Source organism: Mastigocoleus sp. MO_188.B34 (assembly GCF_030065675.1).
Lineage (GTDB): Bacteria > Cyanobacteriota > Cyanobacteriia > Cyanobacteriales > Nostocaceae > Mastigocoleus.
Genome location: NZ_JASJDK010000064.1, coordinates 1 through 18,672 on the forward strand (window position 1 = coordinate 1; position 18,672 = coordinate 18,672).

Genomic DNA, 18,672 nt, shown 5'->3' on the forward strand with positions numbered 1-18,672 from the left:
GTATTTACTGCTAACGGTTTATCTTTATTTCCCTTTACTCTTTCTGACGTTCATAGTAAATGTACTTGTCCTGATAAAGCTAATCCTTGCAAACATATTGCTGCTATTTATTATCAATTAGGCGATCGTTTCAGTGAAGACCCATTTGTTCTTTTTCAGTTACGGGGACGTAATAGAGAAGAAATAATTAGTAGTTTGCGCCACTTGCGTGGTGCTAGCCTTGAAAAAACAGATCTTGAAATAACCAATATTGAAACAACAGATATCGAAACTACTGCTAATGTTAAAACTCCGGAAAATTCCCCTGTTCAAAATTCAATAGCAGATTCTTCTTACATACCTTTACAGATGGATATTTTTTGGGAATACAATCAACCGTTAGAGTCTTCTTTGGTAGTGATAGCACCTTCAGTAAATGAAACAGTTTTGGAAACTCTCGGTTCGATTCCACTAGCTAAAGATGAAGAAAAAATTGCTAATTTGACTTCAGCAGATCTAGTTATGAGATATTTAGATTCTGTTTATAAAAACGTTAGTCAAAAAGCTGTTGTGGCTGCTATGAACTTATCGACTGATTAAATGATTTTAACTTTGCATCGATGTTATAAATGCAGAATGATTGACTTAAATCGTAATGGAATCTCCAAGCAAAGTTATTTCTGTAAAACTCAGTGATGGTACGAATGTCAAGGTAGAAGCGACTTTAATTGGCGATGCGCAGAATGTTATGCCTTCAGCGTATCGCAAAATTACTTCTCAAACCTTACCTTTTAACGAAGCGACAGCTGGAATTGAGTCTTTGAGTAAAGATATTGCTGAAACATTACAGAAATTAAAACCAGATAAAGCCAGTGTCAAATTTGGGGTGGAAATTGGGGTTGAGTCTGGTAAGTTAACTGCTGTTTTGGCTAAAGGGACTCAGAATGCGAATTTAGAAATAACTTTGGAGTGGAATCAGTAGTACCGCTTTGTGGAAGCCAAAATTTAAAAGTCATTACCATAGTGTGTCCACAAGACATAACAGACCGCGCTTTCAGCGTTAACGTAAGTGGGGTGTGTAAGCATAGCAAAAGTCATTAGCATAGCGTGTCCGTAGGACATAAGTACTGTTTTTCGCTTCTTATTATATTCGAGACAGAGCTTCGATTCTTGCATTGCTAGTTAGACCCTAGCAATGAGGTTGCTCGCGTGGTTTAAAGTATTTATTTTTACTTTAAAAACAAATAACAAAAAAGTATCAAAATAACTAACAATAGTTTCGTGATTTACGCAAAAATAGCTGTGTACATCAAATATACATTTAGAAACTATATATATTTATGACGCTGGTACTGAATTTACAAAAGTTCTACCAAGCTTGTAACCCCAGCAAGACACTGGTAGTCAGTAATCCTGCCGATAGGCAATACTATATTGATTTTGCTTCGGTACGTGGTGGCAAGATTATTGAAGAACTAAAACAAAATATTACATTTTTTTCACCAGATGAACCGACCTGCGATTTATTTACAGGACACATTGGGTGTGGTAAGTCTACGGAACTCTTACGATTGAAAGCTGAATTAGAAGATGCAGGCTTTCATGTGGTTTACTTTGAGTCCAGTCAAGACTTAGAAATGGGAGATATTGATATTGCTGATGTCATGTTAGCAATTGCTCGTCGCGTCAGTGAAAGCCTCAGCGAATTGGAAAAAATAGAACTTTCTGAACCTAAGGGTTTTAAAAGTCTACTTCAAGGTATCGCACAAATTTTACCAAAGGAAGTAGAGGTGTCAGCGGAAGCTTCAATTCCAGGTATTGCTAAAGTTAGTACTGGTCCTAATGGTCAATTCTCCGCTGAAGCTAGTATCCCAGGAATCGGGGAAATTAAAGCTGATCGGAAAGAGGGGGTTTCTCTAATTGCATTGGGTATAGGTAAAATTACAGCCAAAGCAAAAAATAGCCCCGAACTGCGAAGCAGGCTAAGGGAATATTTAGCTCCACGAACCAAAAGTATTTTAGATGCAATTAACGAAGAATTAATCGAACCCGCGATCGAGAAACTTAAACAACGGGGTAAAAAAGGATTAGTAGTAATTATTGACAATCTTGACCGTGTAGAAAGCGTCCAGAAAGCTTGGGGACGTCTCCAAGCAGAATATCTGTTTGTAGATCGGGGCGAACAATTACGTCAACTCAAGTGTCATGTAGTTTACACAATGCCCCTCGCATTAAGGTTTTCTAACGATGTTACGAGGCTAACTCAACGATTTGCGGTTAATCCTAAGGTGTTACCAATGGTACCCGTCATGCAGCGGAAAGGTAGTATCTGCGAGGAAGGAATGTATCTACTAAAACAGATGGTAATGGTCAGAGCTTTCCCATTTTTGACGCCAGAACAGCGTTTAGATGCCGTTACAGAAGTATTCGATACTCACGAAACAGTAGAAAGATTATGCAGGGTCAGTGGTGGTCACGTTCGTGAGTTACTAATGTTGCTCTACGATTGGATAAAAAAACAGCGTCAATTACCACTGACAAGGGATGTTTTAGAGCAAGTAATTAAATCCCGTTACAACCAAATGAGTTTAGCTATTACAGATGATGAATGGGAATTGCTGCGTCAAGTCGCAAAAAATAAACAAGTGCGGGGAGACAACGGTTATCGAAGTTTAGTTCATAGTCGCTTTGTATATGAATATTGCGACAATGAAGGATTTTGGTTTGACATCAACCCACTTTTAACAGAAGCACCTGAGTTTAGGAGTAATGGGTAATGAGTAAGGAGTAATAAGTAACAAGTAATAAGTAAGGAGTAATAAGTGAATAATCACATTCAAGCTTACAACGAAAATTCTTGGGAAGAGTTATGTTGGGCGATCGCAAATTCATCGGGGGAATTTTCACTGATTTTAGCCCATTGTAATTCTGCTAATTTACAGCGACGCTTGACCCAAAAATTGCAAGGGTCTTGTGAGGTAGAAATTCAGGAAATTGTTTTAGATAAATCTACCAAAAGTCTTTATCAGACTATTCAAGGACAATTAGATAGTCGTCATTCTCAAGCTTTGATCGTTTTTGGCTTGGAGTCAGTTCAAACACTAGATAGTTTGCTCGTAAGCGCGAATCAAATACGAGAAGAATTCAGAAAGAATTTTCCTTTCCCTATAGTTTTGTGGGTCACTGATGAAGTACTGCAAAAACTAATTCGCTTAGCTCATGATTTACAAAGCTGGACGACAACGGTTAAATTTGCGATCGCTACAGAAGATTTAACTCAAATTATCCAGGAAACCGCCGATGAGGTTTTTAGCAAGGTCTTAGCAGCAGGTGCAGGAAGATTTCTTGATAACACTGCTTTAAATTTAGGAATGGGTTCTCCGCGACGAATAGAATTAGAACTTGCACGAACAGAACTGCAAAATCGTGGGGTAACATTACAGCCAGAATTAGAAGCAGGTTTAGAATTTGTTTTAGGTCGAGATGTTGGTGGTAATACCTTAGAAACTTGTCGTCAACATTATGAACGTAGCTTATTACTTTTAAAGGAAATAACGCAAGAAGAACAAACGAAACCCGATAATTTTAATTTAGGGAATGTTGATGAAAATTCCAAGGGTATAGAGACGCGCCATGCAGAGACGCGCCATGCAGAGACGCGCCATGGCGCGTCTCTACAAGTTCTCTATTTATTGGAGAAACGTGCTTGTTTACTCTATTGTATGGGTTTGTGGTGGCGTACTTACGCAGTAATACATCGCAAGGAACAAAAAGAAGCTTCCAAACAAGCAGAAGATTATTTTCAGCAATGTATAACGGTATTTGAGCAAGCCAACCGCTCAGATTTAGCAGCTAATTTTATCAATGCTTGGGGAGAAGTACTACAACGTCAAAAACATTGGGACGAATTAGAAAAAGTTGCGAATAAAGCCTTAAACTTACATCAAACCTATCCTCATCAATTTAGACTAGCGCGGGTTTATGGTTTTCTTGCAGAAGTCGCCCTAAGTCAATCTAATACTACAGAAGCCAAAGACAAAGCACAACAAGCACTCTCAATTTTAGATAGTACAATTTCTACCGCAGAAAATTCTAGCTCATCAAAGTCTGACTCGTTAAATATTATTGCCGATTTAGAATGGGAGCGCTCTTATCATCGGGGTTGGTACTTATTTTCCTTAGCTAAAGCGCAGCTAGGACTTGATGAAGTACAAACAGCAATTGAAACCTTAGAAGCAGCCAAAAAACAAACTAAACATCAATATGATCCAGAACTCTATATTTGGATTTTGGCAGAATTACGTAATTGTTACTTTCACCAAAGTGAATATCTCACAGCATTTCAAATTAAGCAACAACAGCGATCGCTAGAGCAGCAATACGGTTTTCGAGCATTCGTTGGTGCGGGACGTTTACAACCAAAAAAACAAGTTAACAACCCCGGTTTAGCAATAGTTGAACAACAAACAACAGTCGCTCAAGAAATTGCAGCTTCCGGGAGACAGCAAGATATTAAACGTTTGGTTGAACGCATCGGACGACCCGACCATAAATTAACCTTAATTCACGGACAATCCGGTGTTGGTAAAAGTTCGATTTTGCAAGCAGGGTTAATACCAGTTTTACAAGATAAATTTATTGGTGCTCGCGACGTTTTACCAATCTTGCAACAAGTTTACACTGATTGGGTGAGGGAACTGGAAAATCATTTGGCTGAGGTGCTCGATGAATTTGGGTACCAAAAAAATGACAATAGAGTCAATCGTATCCTCAAACAATTACAGAAAAATTCAGAGAATCAACTCCTCACAGTTTTAATATTCGATCAATTTGAAGAATTTTTCTTCGTTTACAAAGATCCACAACAAAGGTTAGCTTTTTATAACTTTCTGCGACAATGCTTAGACGTTCCCCATGTCAGAGTTATTCTTTCATTGCGGGAAGATTATTTATATTATTTGCTCGAATGTAACGATCGCCTGATAAATTTTGAAGTCATTAATAACAATATTCTGGATAAAGATGTTCTGTATTATTTAGGTAACTTTTCACCTGCAGATACCAAATTATTAATTAATAACTTAACTAAAACAACTCAATTAATTTTAGAACCAGCCCTAATTGATGCACTAGTAGCAGACTTAGCCGGAGAATTAGGGGAAGTCCGTCCCATTGAATTGCAGGTAGTAGGAACCCAACTGCAAAGTGAAGAAATTAAAACCCTAGAAAAATATCGTAATCGCGGTCCAAAGGAAAAATTAGTAGGACGATTTTTAGAAGAAGTAGTCAAAGATTGCGGTGAGGAAAATCAGCAGATTACTAAATTGATTCTTTATCTGCTCACCGATGAAAATAATACCCGTCCCTTAAAAACTCGCGCCGATTTGGAACTAGAGTTAGAGGTCACATCGGAAAAATTAGATTTAGTTTTATTGATTTTAGTTAAATCGGGATTAGTCTTTAAAATTCCTTCTGTTCCTGATGACCGCTATCAACTGGTACATGATTATCTAGTTCCCTTTGTACGTCAACAGCAGTCAGCGCGGTTAATTGCGGAGTTGGAGAAGGAGAGAGAACAACGCAAACTGACAGAAGCGAGGTTACTCAAAGCAACACAAAAACAGCTAAGACAAGCTTACATTGCAGGTGGAGTTGTTACAGGACTAGCAATTTTAGCTGGTACCTTTGGGCTATTAACGAGAATAGCCGAAACAAATTCCCGGCTTCAAAAACTCAGTTCTAATTCAAAATCATCTTTAAATAGAAGTGAAAATTTATATGCATTAATCAAAAGTCTTACAGCAGCTAAACAACTACAATCTTGGTCATCAATTGGAGTAACACCTGAAACTAAGATGCAGGTAATGACAACATTGCAAGATGTAGTTCATACCATTAGAGAACGCAATAGTTTAGAAGGACATAAGGATGCTGTCAGTAAAATAAGTTTTAGCCCAGATGGAAATATAATCGCTTCTGGTGGTGCTGATGGTGAAGTGAAAATTTGGAGTAAGGATGGTAAAGAATTAAAAACATTTAAAGCGCATGAGGAGAAAATTACCAGTATTAGCTTTAGTCCTGATGGTCATAAATTGATTACTGGAAGTCAAGATAAAACTCCAAAACTCTGGAATATTGAAGATGAACAGTTAATTAAGGTTTTCAAAGGTCATAAAGACAGTATAACCAGTGTCGGCTTTAGCCCTGATGGTAAAAAAATAGTTTCTGGAAGTAAAGACAAAACTGTTAAAATCTGGGATTTACAAGGCAAAATAATTAAAACCTTTGATAAACATGAGGGAAGTATTACCTGTGTTATTTTTAGTCCTGATGGTAAATTAATTGCTTCTGGTAGTAAGGATACAACCTTAAAACTTTGGAATTTAGAGGGTAAAATACTTAAAACTTTCGGTCATTTCAGTACAGTTAATAGTATTACTTTTAGTCCCAATGGTCAAAAAATTGCTTCCACATACCAAATATATGATCCATGGATAGAGGAAGTAAGAAGTTTTACAAAATTATGGCGACGTGATGGTTATTTGATAAAAACTATTCAATCTAATAACCCAATTCAAAATATAAAATTTAGTCATGATGGTAAAACAATTGCTTTAGCTGGCGAGAGATTTATGAATAATAAATTACAAGATAGTATTTATGTAAAAAAAATTCATATTAATACAGGTAATTCTGATAATTTTACTCTTGATAAACATATAAATAGAGTTATGGACATAAGCTTTAGTCCTAATCTTCAGACATTAGCCTCTGTAAGCAAGGATAAAACTATAAAACTTTGGGACATAAAAAGTAGGAAAGATTTAAAAAATCCCATAGATGTAGTCAATAAACTAAGTTTTAGCCCAAATAGTAAACTGATTGCTGCCATCAGTGGTGAATATTCTACAAATGGTAAAAAATATACGGTTAAAAAGAATGTTAGAGACGGTAGAATAACCACAACTAACATTGATGATATAGTTGATGGTAACTTAAAGATTTGGCGGATAGATGGTCGTTTAAGAAATACTTTACCAGGATTGAATTCTAATTTCAATTTTAGTAAGGATGATAGTCAAATTTTAGTTTCTGCAAGTCAAGATAGGAAAATACAGCTACAACGAAGTGATAATAATACAATCAAAACTCTTGAAGGTAAACAAGTACATGGAAGTATAAGTCCTGACAAAAAAATGATTGCTTTAGTTCAAAGCAACAATACAGTGGAATTATTAGGATTAGATGGTAAAAAGATAGCAAGTCTTAAAGGTCATAAAGATAAAATTTATCAAATCTTTTACAGCAAAGATGGAAATTTGATTGTAACAGCAAGCAAAGATAAAACTATAATAATTTGGAATGATAATGGTAAATTAATTTCTACTATTAAAGTTGAAAATGATAATATAAAGGCAATAATAATCAGTCCAAACAAAAAGTTTTATATCACAAAAGACAATAAAAATACTATCAAAATATGGCGAAAAGATGGAAGTTTAATTAAAGTAATTAACAATGTTAAACATAGTTTGAAAAATAAAATTGCCAGTATAGAAAACAATATTAGATTTAGTAAAAATAGCAAAAATATAGCTATTTGGGGCAACGACAATACAGTAAAATTTATAACAAGTGATGGTAAAGAAGTTCTAACTCTTAAATCGAGAAGACAGATGTCAGTTAGCTTCAGTTCCGAACTTGATATATTTGCTATCACTAAATCAAATGATATTGGCATAAGTGAAGTACAACTACGGCATATAGATGGTCGCTTAGTGAAAAAGCTTCCAGGACCTTTTTATCCTTCTTGGCTCGATCGTCAAATTTCTGTTGAATTTACTTCAGATGATGAAGCTATAGTCACTTATGATGATTCTGGTGTGAAATTTTGGAAGAGTGATGGTACTCTTCTTTCAACTTTTAAAAAGCAAGTATATAGTTCAGAAATACTAAAAAATCCAACTATAGTCACTTTTGGATACAATAATCAGGTGAAGCTTTGGCAACGTGATGGTAAATTAATTAAAACTATTCAACTCAAGACAAAAAGTGACACTGATAATTATCGATTAAATGTTAATCAATCTAATAATAAAGCAGTAACATTTAGCTCTAATGGTCAAATATTAGCTATTCAAGCAAATAGGGATACTATTGAACTACGGAAAATAGATGGAAGTTTTCTAGGACATATTCCGGTCAATAGAGATAAAGATACAGATAAAGAAGATGAAAGTTTAGATTATCGTGACTCTTTGTTTTCGGACGAAAACATGATTTTAGATTTTAGTTCAGATGGTCAAACTTTAGCAATCCACACAGATAATAATTCTGTTCAAATTTGGAAGCTAGATAACAAAGCATCATTGGTCAAAAATATTGAAATAGAAGATGCTGTTCTGAATTTGAATTTTCTTGCTGACAACAACACACTAGCTATTACTACTGGTCTTCATACTGCAAAATTGTGGAAACTGGCGGATGAAGCAAATAAGGGACCAAAATTGTTGCAAACTTTTTCAGGTCATAAGAATCAAGTGACAGGTGTAAGTATTAGTCCCGATGGTCAACGAGTTGCTTCAGCTAGTCATGACAAAACTGTTAAATTCTGGCAGCGTGGTAACAAATTACCGTTATATACTTTCAAAAAACACACTGACAAAGTCAACAGCGTTAGTTTTAGCCCAGATGGTAAGGTAATAGCCTCAGCTAGTGATGACAAAACTGTTAAAGTCTGGCAACCCGATGACGATGGGGTAAAAAACTGTAAGGGACATAGTAAAGGTGTTACTAGTGTGAGTTTTAGTCCCAACGGTCAAATTATTGCTTCTATAGGCAAAGACAACACCGTAAGACTTTGGAGTATTGAGGGCGAAAAGTGCAAAAGTTTAAAACCCTTAAATTCTGGCGATTCAGTGTACGGTCTTAGTTTTAGTTCTGATAGTCAACTAATTGCTGTATCTAGTAGTAGTGCAGATACTTTATGGAATATTAATGGTACTCGCTTGGCAAACTTGGAACATTTTGGGAGTACAGATGTCAGCTTTAGCCCCGATGGTAAAAGTATAGCTGCTGCTAGCGATTCAGGAGTTTCTGTTTGGGATTTCGACCTCGATACACTCCTCAAACGCGGTTGCAACTGGGCGTATTATTATCTGAAGAATAACCCTAATGTTGAGGAGAGCGATCGCAATCTTTGCGACGACGTTGTGAATCAAAAATAACAACAACATTCCCCATCCATTTTTCCCCAAATCCGTTGCTCACCCGATCCGTTGCAACCTCCCATCCGTTGCAAACCGCAATAGATACGACATAAAGACGCGACATGTTTCCCTGCGGGAACGCTTTGCTAACGCGTCTCTACAGGTTTGTCCATCTAATCAATTTTATGTATTTGATTACCAGTTTCTAGCAACAGCAAAACTACAAAAAATATTTTACTGACCAAACTTTAGTCTTGCTTGCTCCATGAATTCTGGTGTAATAGTTTCCTGTTCTACTTTACGTGCGAATTCTTCTATTTTTGCTCTTGCCTGAGAACGAACGAAAAAAGGAATATTTTTGAGTTTAGCCTTTGCTTCCTTTGACCATTGAAAAGTGCCGGGAAAATTAATGCTGCTCATAAAACTTACTCCCAATTTAAATAGCATACAACTTATGCAAGCTCTCCTTTTTCTGGAAAGTTTGAGAGGATCGAAAATTTTTAAGTCTTTTATACAAAAATTATGATAACTGGAATTAGAATAACTGGCATATTTACTCATAAAAAATTAATCTCAGTAACTTAGGAGTTAAGTTATATTCAAGATTCAGGAATCATAAGTTAACAACAAAAAGAATAGTTGCCAATACAGTTCAGTTAAGACTTTATTTTTAAACAAATACCACTGTAGAGACGCGACATGTCGCGTCTCTACCAAGAAATTTAGGCTTATCTAAACCGTATTGGAATAGTTGCAAATTTTATACTTATATTTTTCTACTACCTAATCTCCAATCCCCAGTCGCCATATGCCGCTTGCGGCGGCACGCAGTGCTATCGCCAATCCCCAACCCCCAATCCCCAAAATAAAAAAAGCCCCTGTCAAGGGACAGGGACTGATATGATTCTCAGTGAGAAAACTAAACTTTAAATTAACGATCTAGTCAATGTCGTTCATGAATAAAACTGGTTCGGTTTCCCGGTCAATTCCTTTCTCGAAACCACCAGCAGCTGCTCTTGCACGACCAGCATGCCATAGGTGACCAACGAGGAAGAAGAACGCCAAGATAAAGTGAGAACCAGCTAACCATTGACGGAGGTTAACAAAGTTAAATGAGTTAGGTTCGGTAATTACACCGCCAACTGAGTTGATGGATCCATTAGGAGCATGGGTCATGTACTCAGAAGCACGACGAATTTGCCAAGGCTGAACGTCGTTCTTAATTTTGTCGATGTCCAAACCGTTAGGACCACGTAGTGGCTCTAACCAAGGTCCACGGAAATCCCAGAAGCGCATGGTTTCACCACCGAAGATGATTTCACCACTAGGAGCACGCATCAAGTATTTACCTAAGCCTGTAGGACCTTGAGCAGATGCAACGTTAGCACCCAACTTTTGGTCGCGAACCAAGAATACGAAAGATTGTGCTTGGGATGCTTCAGCGTTTGTTGGGCCGAAGAATTCACTGGGGTATGCTGTGTTATTAAACCATACAAAGCAGGCAGCGATAAAGCCCATTAAGGATAAAGCGCCTAAGCTGTAGGAAAGATAAGCTTCACCAGACCAGATGAAAGCACGGCGCGCCCAACCAAATGGCTTGGTTAGGATATGCCAAATACCACCAGAGATACAAATCAGACCAACCCAGATGTGACCGCCGATCACATCTTCCATGTTGTTTACGCCAACTAACCAGCCTTCTCCACCAAAAGGTGAAGTAAACAGGTAGCCAAAGATAACAGCTGGATTCAAGGTGGGGTTGCTGATGATACGAACATCACCACCACCAGGAGCCCAAGTGTCGTAAACACCGCCAAAGAACATAGCTTTGAGTACCAACAAGAAGGCTCCACATCCAAGGATGATTAGGTGGAAACCAATAATGTTGGTCATCTTGTTCTTATCTTTCCAGTCATAACCGAAGAAAGAAGAGTATTCTTCTAAGGTTTCTGGACCGCGAATGGCGTGGTAGATTCCACCAAAACCAAGTACGGCTGAAGAAATTAGGTGAAGTACACCAACTACAAAGTAAGGGAAGGTATCAATTACTTGACCGCCAGCACCAACTCCCCATCCGAGAGTAGCCAAGTGAGGGATAAGAATTAAACCTTGTTCAAATAAAGGCTTCTCAGGTACAAAGTGAGCAACTTCAAATAAGGTCATTGCTCCAGCCCAGAAGACAATTAAGCCAGCATGGGCAACGTGTGCGCCAAGAAGTTTACCTGATAGATTGATTAAGCGGGCATTACCTGACCACCAGGCGAAGCCGGACGACTCTTGGTCGCGTCCAACACCCATTACGCCAGTATTAGAGAGCGTTACCACGAGGTAGAACCTCCTCAGGAAATATAAATTGTTGGTGGGGCTGATCTTGAGGTGCCATCCAAGCACGGATACCCTCGTTCAGCAAAATGTTTTTGGTATAAAAAGTTTCAAATTCTGGATCTTCTGCTGCTCGAAGTTCCTGGGATACGAAGTCGTATGCCCGTAGGTTCAAGGCTAAGCCTACAATTCCTACCGCACTCATCCACAAACCTGTTACTGGAACAAACAACATGAAGAAGTGCAACCAACGTTTGTTGGAGAAAGCAATACCGAAAATCTGAGACCAGAAACGGTTTGCAGTTACCATTGAGTAGGTTTCTTCTGCTTGTGTTGGTTCAAAAGCACGGAAAGTGTTAGATCCTTCACCGTCTTCAAACAAGGTATTTTCTACTGTTGCACCGTGAATTGCACAGAGTAACGCTCCACCTAGTACACCTGCTACTCCCATCATGTGGAAGGGGTTAAGTGTCCAGTTGTGGAAACCTTGTAAGAATAGTAAGAAACGGAAGATTGCTGCTACGCCGAAGCTTGGGGCAAAGAACCAGGAAGACTGACCCAAGGGGTACATCAAGAAGACGCTGACAAATACAGCAATTGGTGCTGAAAATGCAATGGCATTGTAAGGACGAATCCCTACTAGGCGAGCAATTTCAAATTGTCTCAACATGAAGCCAATCAAACCGAAAGCTCCGTGTAGAGCAACGAAACTCCATAAACCGCCCAATTGACACCAACGAGTGAAATCTCCTTGAGCTTCTGGTCCCCACAACAACAACAGGGAATGTCCCATGCTGTCTGCGGGAGTAGACACTGCTACGGTCAAAAAGTTACATCCTTCCAGGTAAGATGATGCCAAACCGTGGGTATACCAAGATGTAACAAAGGTTGTTCCGGTTAACCATCCACCTAACGCTAGATAAGCGCAAGGGAATAGTAGTAATCCCGACCAACCAACGAAGACGAATCTGTCTCGTTTTAACCAGTCGTCTACAACGTCAAACCACCCTCTTTGCGCGGGGGCACGTCCAACTGCGATGGTCATAGGATTAAAATCCTCTTTTACTAAAATTGCAACGTTTTTGGATAAATAACGTCATTTTGGCGTTCTCAGTATGTCAAAATTATACTGAAATTATGAGAAGACTTGCTATTTGCGGTAAGCTTTCTCAGAATTTCGCCAAACAAGTAACATGTAGCTAATTTCTCAACTCAATGTTACTTAATGATTCTTAACTTATCACATTTTGTTCTACTTTGTGCCCAATTGACATCCGTAATTTGGGTATCAATGGAAAAGTCTATTTATTAATATCAATATCAGAAATTTTACAATCTGACATAGATTTTCTCAGAAAACTTAAAATTCAAGTTCGAATTAAGTTCAACGGAGGTTGATATTTATGTTGTTGATGGGGCAGACTTTGTAGGGAATATCTTGTGCGCGGTGCACGATAAATTGATATATGACGGCATCAACAACCATCAATCGAGGAGAAAACGAAAAGGTCCTCAAGCAAACGGTCTTGGGTTCCCGACGCTTTAGTAACTATTTGTGGGCAACAATCGTAACTGTAGGAGCTACAGGCTTTTTACTAGCCGGAATTTCCAGTTATCTTCAAGTGAATTTATTGCTCATATCCGATCCAACTCAACTCATTTTTGTCCCTCAGGGTCTGGTAATGGGATTATATGGCACTGCTGGGTTGCTACTGTCGCTATATTTATGGCTGGCAATTCTATGGGATTTGGGTGGGGGTTACAACGAATTTGACAAATCTAAAAATAAGATTAAGATTTTCCGTTGGGGCTTTCCGGGTAAAAATCGTCGGATTGAAATAGAGTCGCCGATCGAAGATGCCCAATCTGTAATAGTTGAGATTAAAGAGGGTCTTAACCCCCGTCGCGCACTTTACTTGAGGGTAAAAGGACGCCGCGATATTCCCTTAACGCGGGTGGGGCAACCTTTATCCTTAAAAGAATTAGAAATTCAGGGAGCAGAATTAGCGAAATTTTTAGGAGTTTCCTTAGAAGGTTTGTAATTTAAAGACCTTAACTCCAACTTATGAGAGGATAAGATACTCTGGTTGAGTTTGTAACTAAAAATGTGGTTGAAAATCCCTAATTTATTCTTCGCTTTTGCGATCGTCACTGCTTTAACTTTAGGGGGATGCGCTGGAAATACCCAAGGTTCTAGCTCGACAGATACTAACCCAACTGTTACTGAAGCAGCACAAAAGACTACCGATAAAGAAACTACGGATTCTACGCAAGCAGTTTCTGTAGCTGATAATGCTAGTGAGAGTTTTCCTGGAATGAAAGATTTACCAAGATTAGAAGGCAAAGCAACTGTAGTAATGACTGTTGGAGGTTCGCCAATCACCATCGAACTAGATGGTGATAATGCTCCCATTACTGCAGGAAATTTTGTCGATTTAGTACAACGCGGTGTTTATGATGGGCTAGTGTTTCACAGAGTTGTCCGTAGCCCTGAGCCCTTTGTAGTCCAAGGTGGCGACCCCAAAGGTAATGGAACTGGCGGCTTTATTGATGAGAAAACCAAAACAGAACGTAGGATACCTTTAGAAATTAAACCAAAAGGTGCCGAGCAACCTGTATACAGTAAAACAATTACCCAAGCTCCAGTACTCGAGCATAAGAGAGGTGTAGTGGCGATGGCGCGTTCCCAAATGCCTGATTCTGCTTCTTCTCAGTTTTACTTTACTTTGGCTGATTTGGCTTTCCTTGATGGAAACTATGCTGTGTTTGGTACAGTGACTGACGGCATGGAAGTTGTTGATAAAATTCAACAAGGCGATATCATTGACTCAGCTAAAGTCACTGCTGGTGCAGATAATTTAAAGAATGGTGGTAAGTAAGCTTTTAGCTTTTAAATTGAAAAAAACTAAAAACCTCTACTAATCTCGTAAACTTTCTAATATCCCTATATCGCGATCGCAGACGTTTTGCTAAGACGTTCGATAGTAGGGACGCGTTAGCACAGTGTTAACCTAGGTGAGCACTTCGCGTCTCTACATGCAATGTATAATTTGAATTTTATTAGCAAAGATATTTTGAGTTTTGATATTGTGAATTTTGAATTTGTGAATTTTGAAGTTGTAAATTTTGAAGTTGTAAATTTTGAAGTTGTGAATTTTGATTTTGGTTCAAATCTTGCATCAATTTTTTCTATGCATTCTCATAGTAATTTCTAAGTAAATGTTTTTTGAGTGACTGGTTGTAAATGTTAATTAACAGTCAGTAGGTGATTTAAATTTGAATGAGGTTGTTGTCACGGGAATCGGTTTAATTTCGGCATTGGGTACAAACTTAAAGGATAGTTGGGAACAATTAATTCAGGGTAATTCGGGGATTCACCTACATCAACCCTTCCTGGAACTAAAACCGCGACCTTTAGGTTTAATATCAACACAACCGACAGAATTACACACCCTAACACCCCAAGTTGTAAAATCTGCCCTGGAAGATGCAGCTTTAAAACCTCCTTTACCGGAATGTGGGGTTGTTATTGGCTCGAGTCGTGCTTATCAAGCATCTTGGGAAAAGATGGCGAGGGAACTTGATCGAGCTAGCGATTCCAAAGAAGGACTTTTCCCTCAAGCAGCAATAGCACAAAATAATACCTGGTTAGATAATTTACCCCATATGAATGCGATCGCAGCGGCAAGATTAATCGGTGCAGAAAATACAGTTTTAGCACCGATGGCTGCTTGTGCTACAGGTCTTTGGGCGATTTGTGCGGCGACCCAACTAATCCAAACTGGACAATGTCAAAGAGCTATTGCAGGTGCTGTTGAAGCTCCCATTACCCCTTTAACTATTACTGGTTTTCAACAAATGGGTGCTTTAGCTAATGATGGCTTGTATCCTTTTGATGTTAATCGCCAAGGTTTAGCTTTGGGTGAAGGTGGAGCAATTTTTGTTTTAGAGTCGATAGAGTTAGCAAAACAAAGAAAAGCCCAGATATACGGAAGGATTACTGGCTTTGGTTTAACAGCGGATGCTTTTCATCCGAATCAACCACATCCCCAGGGTAAAGGTGCGATATCAGCAATTAAACAATGTCTGAATAGGTCTGAATTAACAGCAAGTGATATTGATTATATTCACGCCCACGGAACTGGGACTCAGTTAAATGATCGCGTTGAAAGTTTAGTTATCCAAGATATATTTCCTCCTACAGTTTCTGTCAGTTCTACTAAGGGAGCAACAGGTCATACAATCGGAGCTTCAGGGGCTTTAGGGGTAGCTTTTTCCTTAATGGCTTTGCAGCAGCAAATACTACCACCATCTGTAGGATTAACAGAACCTGAATTTGACCTTAACTTTGTGACTGTTCCAGAGGAAGAGGCTTTAAGGGATACATCCCATACACATAAAGTGCGACAAGTAATGTGTTTTAGCTTTGGCTTTGGGGGACAAAATGCTGCGATCGCTTTAAGTCATGAAACATTAACTCATAAGAAGTAAACATTTATATTTTTTATGTTTAGATGAGATATTCTGATTTTAGAAATCTCAAATCCACATTTTTGATATTTACTTTAAATCTATGATTTCGATTTAAAATTAAAATAATCGACACAAATAATGATTGTCATTGGTAATTCAAAAGTTAGAATTAAGCTATTACGAAATTACGAATTACCACATAGAAAATAGGATTTAAGTAGAAGCAGTATATAATGACTCAATCAAAAAATAAGCATAAATTTTGACTTATACCAATTTGGAAAAATAATGAGACAAATAAATTTTTGTAGAGACGCGACATGTCGCGTCTCTACAGGATAATCTATTACAATGATTTATTGAATTGGTATTACTTTATCGCATCACTTAGATACATTCATCTACACTTCAGAAGATATTTGGACAAGTACAAGTGACACTTTAGTAACTTTCATTCTAAAAGCAACACATTTGGGGATCGAGATAAAAGATAATACTTGTGATACGAAATTTATCAGACTACTTAAATTTACTTAATTGGTATATCTAACATCAAGCTTTTTTCAAAAACTTAATTTTTAATATTAGGGTAATTAAGTAAATATAAATAATGGTGGTTAGTTAAACTTGTATTAGTAGATATTACTATATTTAATCTTTTTTTCTATACACATTTGAGTAAACCTAATTTAAATTACTCCAGATCTAAACGATACAAATTTAATAATTAATTAGACAAATAAAAATCAAAATTTGTAGATAGCTTCCTACAGAAAAACTCGATTAGTTTTGCAAGTTAGCTAAAATTTGGTTTTTGGATAAATAATAGAAAAATCAGGCATTTACAGGGTTATCAGTGAATGAATGCTTAAAATATCATCCCTTTATGCTTGAAATGACTCGCAATGCTTAACTCTTCTCAAATAAAAAATTAAAACTATAATTTATGAGGAAATTGCAAACAAACTTAAAAATTATCTGAATTGCCAAATTGCCCTAACATAAAATCGATGTTCTCTTCTACCAAGTGATTTAGCCACAATAGTTCATTGGAGAGTCGCTTTTTCAGTCACTAGATACCATAATAAAAATAGACAAAACTTAAAGAATATTTATCAATGCTGATATCCTCCTCTGGTTTCTCCAAGGTCAAAGACTCAGTAAAAAAAACAATTTTATTTGGAAATGAACCAACTCCAGAGCTAATTGCTATCCTCACTGTTTATTTTGTCCAAGGTATTTTGGGGTTGGCGCGTTTAGCCGTCAGTTTTTTCCTCAAAGATGAATTGGGACTGAGTCCCGCTCAAGTTTCAGCATTATTTGGAATTGTGGCTATACCTTGGGTAATCAAGCCAGTATTTGGTTTTATTTCCGATGGGTTACCAATTTTTGGTTATCGGCGACGTCCATATTTAATTTTATCGGGTTTACTCGGAACCCTTTCTTGGATATCTTTAGCAACAGTTGTCAATAATAGTTGGACTGCAACAATTGCGATCGCTTGCAGTTCTTTGAGCGTTGCTGTAAGTGATGTAATTGTTGATTCCTTAGTTGTAGAAAGAGCTAGAGCCGAATCCCAAGAAAAAGCAGGTTCTTTGCAGTCTTTATGTTGGGGAGCTTCAGCTGTTGGTAGTTTATTAACTGCTTACTTAAGTGGTTTGCTATTAGAACATTTTTCTAACCGCACGGTGTTTTTCATTACAGCGGCATTTCCCCTAATCGTTTCAGCGGTTGCTTGGTTGATTGCCGAATTACCAATTACCCGAGATAGCCGCAAAAAAAATAATAATGCAAATAATAATCAACAAGATAATAGCACCAAAAATAGCAATAATGTTTTGTCGGTTGGACAACAGGTAAAACAACTACGTCAAGCAATCAGTCAAAAAGCAATTTGGTTACCAACAGCTTTTCTCTTTATTTGGCAAGCCACTCCAACTTCTGACTCGGCATTTTTCTTTTTTACGACCAACGAACTACACTTCGAGCCAGAATTTTTGGGACGAGTACGTTTAGTAACAAGTATTGCTTCCCTGGTTGGAATTTGGATTTTCCAACGTTTCCTCAAATCAGTTCCCTTTCGGGTTATCTTTGGTTGGAGTACAGTAATTTCTGCATTTTTAGGAATGTCCATGTTGCTTTTGGTCACCCATACCAATCGTAGTTTGGGTATTGATGACCATTGGTTTAGTTTGGGAGACAGTTTAATTTTGACTGTCATGGGACAAATAGCTTATATGCCAGTATTAATCCTTGCTGCGAGATTATGTCCTCCAGGAATTGAAGCAACGTTATTTGCTTTACTGATGTCTGTATCTAATATGGCAGGACTTGTTTCCCATGAGTTAGGTGCAGGACTAACCCATTTGTTGGGAGTGACCGAAACTAACTTTAATAACTTATGGTTGCTGGTGGTAATTTCTAATCTCAGTACATTATTACCATTACCATTTCTTAATTGGTTGCCAGCTGCTAGCTCCCAAATCCAAAATCCCAGCAATGGTTTGGAAAGTGTTTCTCCAGCAGTAGGAATTGATTCTACAGCTACTCAGCATCATGGTTCGCAGCTGGTTCCAGAATTAATGCCTGATTGAGTTATATCTATGCGATCGCAGAATATATTTTGCATAGTGACTTTTTAGCCACGCAAATATGATAAAGCCATTAAATCTTCTCAATATAGCTATCC

12 protein-coding genes are annotated in these 18,672 nt (G+C 37.7%); 8 read left to right on the forward strand and 4 right to left on the reverse strand.

The window, feature by feature from the left end; all coding sequences use genetic code 11:
* The 4 genes from QNJ50_RS15920 to QNJ50_RS15935 form a co-directional block, all read left to right on the forward strand.
* Positions 1-579: SWIM zinc finger family protein (locus tag QNJ50_RS15920; RefSeq protein ID WP_300636898.1), on the forward strand; the 579-nt coding region annotated here is incomplete at its 5' end.
* A 55-nt stretch (positions 580-634) separates the two neighbouring features.
* The gene (locus QNJ50_RS15925; protein ID WP_027845707.1) at positions 635-961 is read left to right on the forward strand and encodes a CU044_2847 family protein; all 327 of its coding nucleotides are present in this window, start codon (positions 635-637) and stop codon (positions 959-961) included.
* A 364-nt stretch (positions 962-1,325) separates the two neighbouring features.
* Positions 1,326-2,756 carry a P-loop NTPase fold protein gene (locus QNJ50_RS15930; RefSeq protein WP_300636948.1) on the forward strand — a complete coding sequence of 477 codons (1,431 nt, stop codon included), beginning with the start codon at positions 1,326-1,328 and terminating at the stop codon, positions 2,754-2,756.
* A 45-nt stretch (positions 2,757-2,801) separates the two neighbouring features.
* On the forward strand, positions 2,802-9,206 hold the full coding sequence (locus tag QNJ50_RS15935) for a hypothetical protein (protein ID WP_300636903.1): 6,405 nt from the start codon (positions 2,802-2,804) through the stop codon (positions 9,204-9,206).
* Here QNJ50_RS15935 and QNJ50_RS15940 read toward each other — a convergent pair.
* The 4 genes from QNJ50_RS15940 to psbD form a co-directional block, all read right to left on the reverse strand.
* On the reverse strand, positions 9,151-9,312 hold the full coding sequence (locus tag QNJ50_RS15940; protein WP_300636905.1) for a hypothetical protein: 162 nt from the start codon (positions 9,310-9,312) through the stop codon (positions 9,151-9,153). The genes QNJ50_RS15935 and QNJ50_RS15940 overlap by 56 nt on opposite strands.
* A gap of 110 nt (positions 9,313-9,422) precedes the next feature.
* Positions 9,423-9,608 carry a PCP reductase family protein gene (locus tag QNJ50_RS15945; RefSeq protein ID WP_300636907.1) on the reverse strand — a complete coding sequence of 62 codons (186 nt, stop codon included), beginning with the start codon at positions 9,606-9,608 and terminating at the stop codon, positions 9,423-9,425.
* Between the two features lie 519 nt (positions 9,609-10,127).
* Positions 10,128-11,513: a photosystem II reaction center protein CP43 gene (gene psbC / locus QNJ50_RS15950; RefSeq protein WP_300636909.1), complete on the reverse strand. Its 1,386-nt coding sequence runs from the start codon at positions 11,511-11,513 to the stop codon at positions 10,128-10,130.
* The gene (gene psbD, locus QNJ50_RS15955; RefSeq protein WP_058184126.1) at positions 11,497-12,555 is read right to left on the reverse strand and encodes a photosystem II D2 protein (photosystem q(a) protein); all 1,059 of its coding nucleotides are present in this window, start codon (positions 12,553-12,555) and stop codon (positions 11,497-11,499) included. Before psbD ends, psbC begins: the two co-directional genes overlap by 17 nt.
* A 421-nt stretch (positions 12,556-12,976) precedes the next feature.
* Between psbD and QNJ50_RS15960 the strand changes: the two genes are divergently transcribed.
* From QNJ50_RS15960 to QNJ50_RS15975, 4 genes are all read left to right on the forward strand, one after another.
* Positions 12,977-13,552 carry a photosystem I assembly protein Ycf4 gene (locus QNJ50_RS15960; protein WP_027846975.1) on the forward strand — a complete coding sequence of 192 codons (576 nt, stop codon included), beginning with the start codon at positions 12,977-12,979 and terminating at the stop codon, positions 13,550-13,552.
* 63 nt (positions 13,553-13,615) lie between these two features.
* Positions 13,616-14,389 (forward strand): peptidylprolyl isomerase, encoded by a 774-nt coding sequence (locus tag QNJ50_RS15965; RefSeq protein ID WP_300636914.1) that lies wholly within the window; start codon positions 13,616-13,618, stop codon positions 14,387-14,389.
* A gap of 397 nt (positions 14,390-14,786) precedes the next feature.
* Positions 14,787-16,001: a beta-ketoacyl-ACP synthase gene (locus tag QNJ50_RS15970; RefSeq protein ID WP_300636916.1), complete on the forward strand. Its 1,215-nt coding sequence runs from the start codon at positions 14,787-14,789 to the stop codon at positions 15,999-16,001.
* A 1,100-nt stretch (positions 16,002-17,101) separates the two neighbouring features.
* Positions 17,102-18,577, forward strand: coding sequence for a folate/biopterin family MFS transporter (locus QNJ50_RS15975; protein ID WP_300636918.1), 1,476 nt, complete (start codon positions 17,102-17,104; stop codon positions 18,575-18,577).
* The last annotated feature ends 95 nt before the right edge of the window (positions 18,578-18,672 follow it).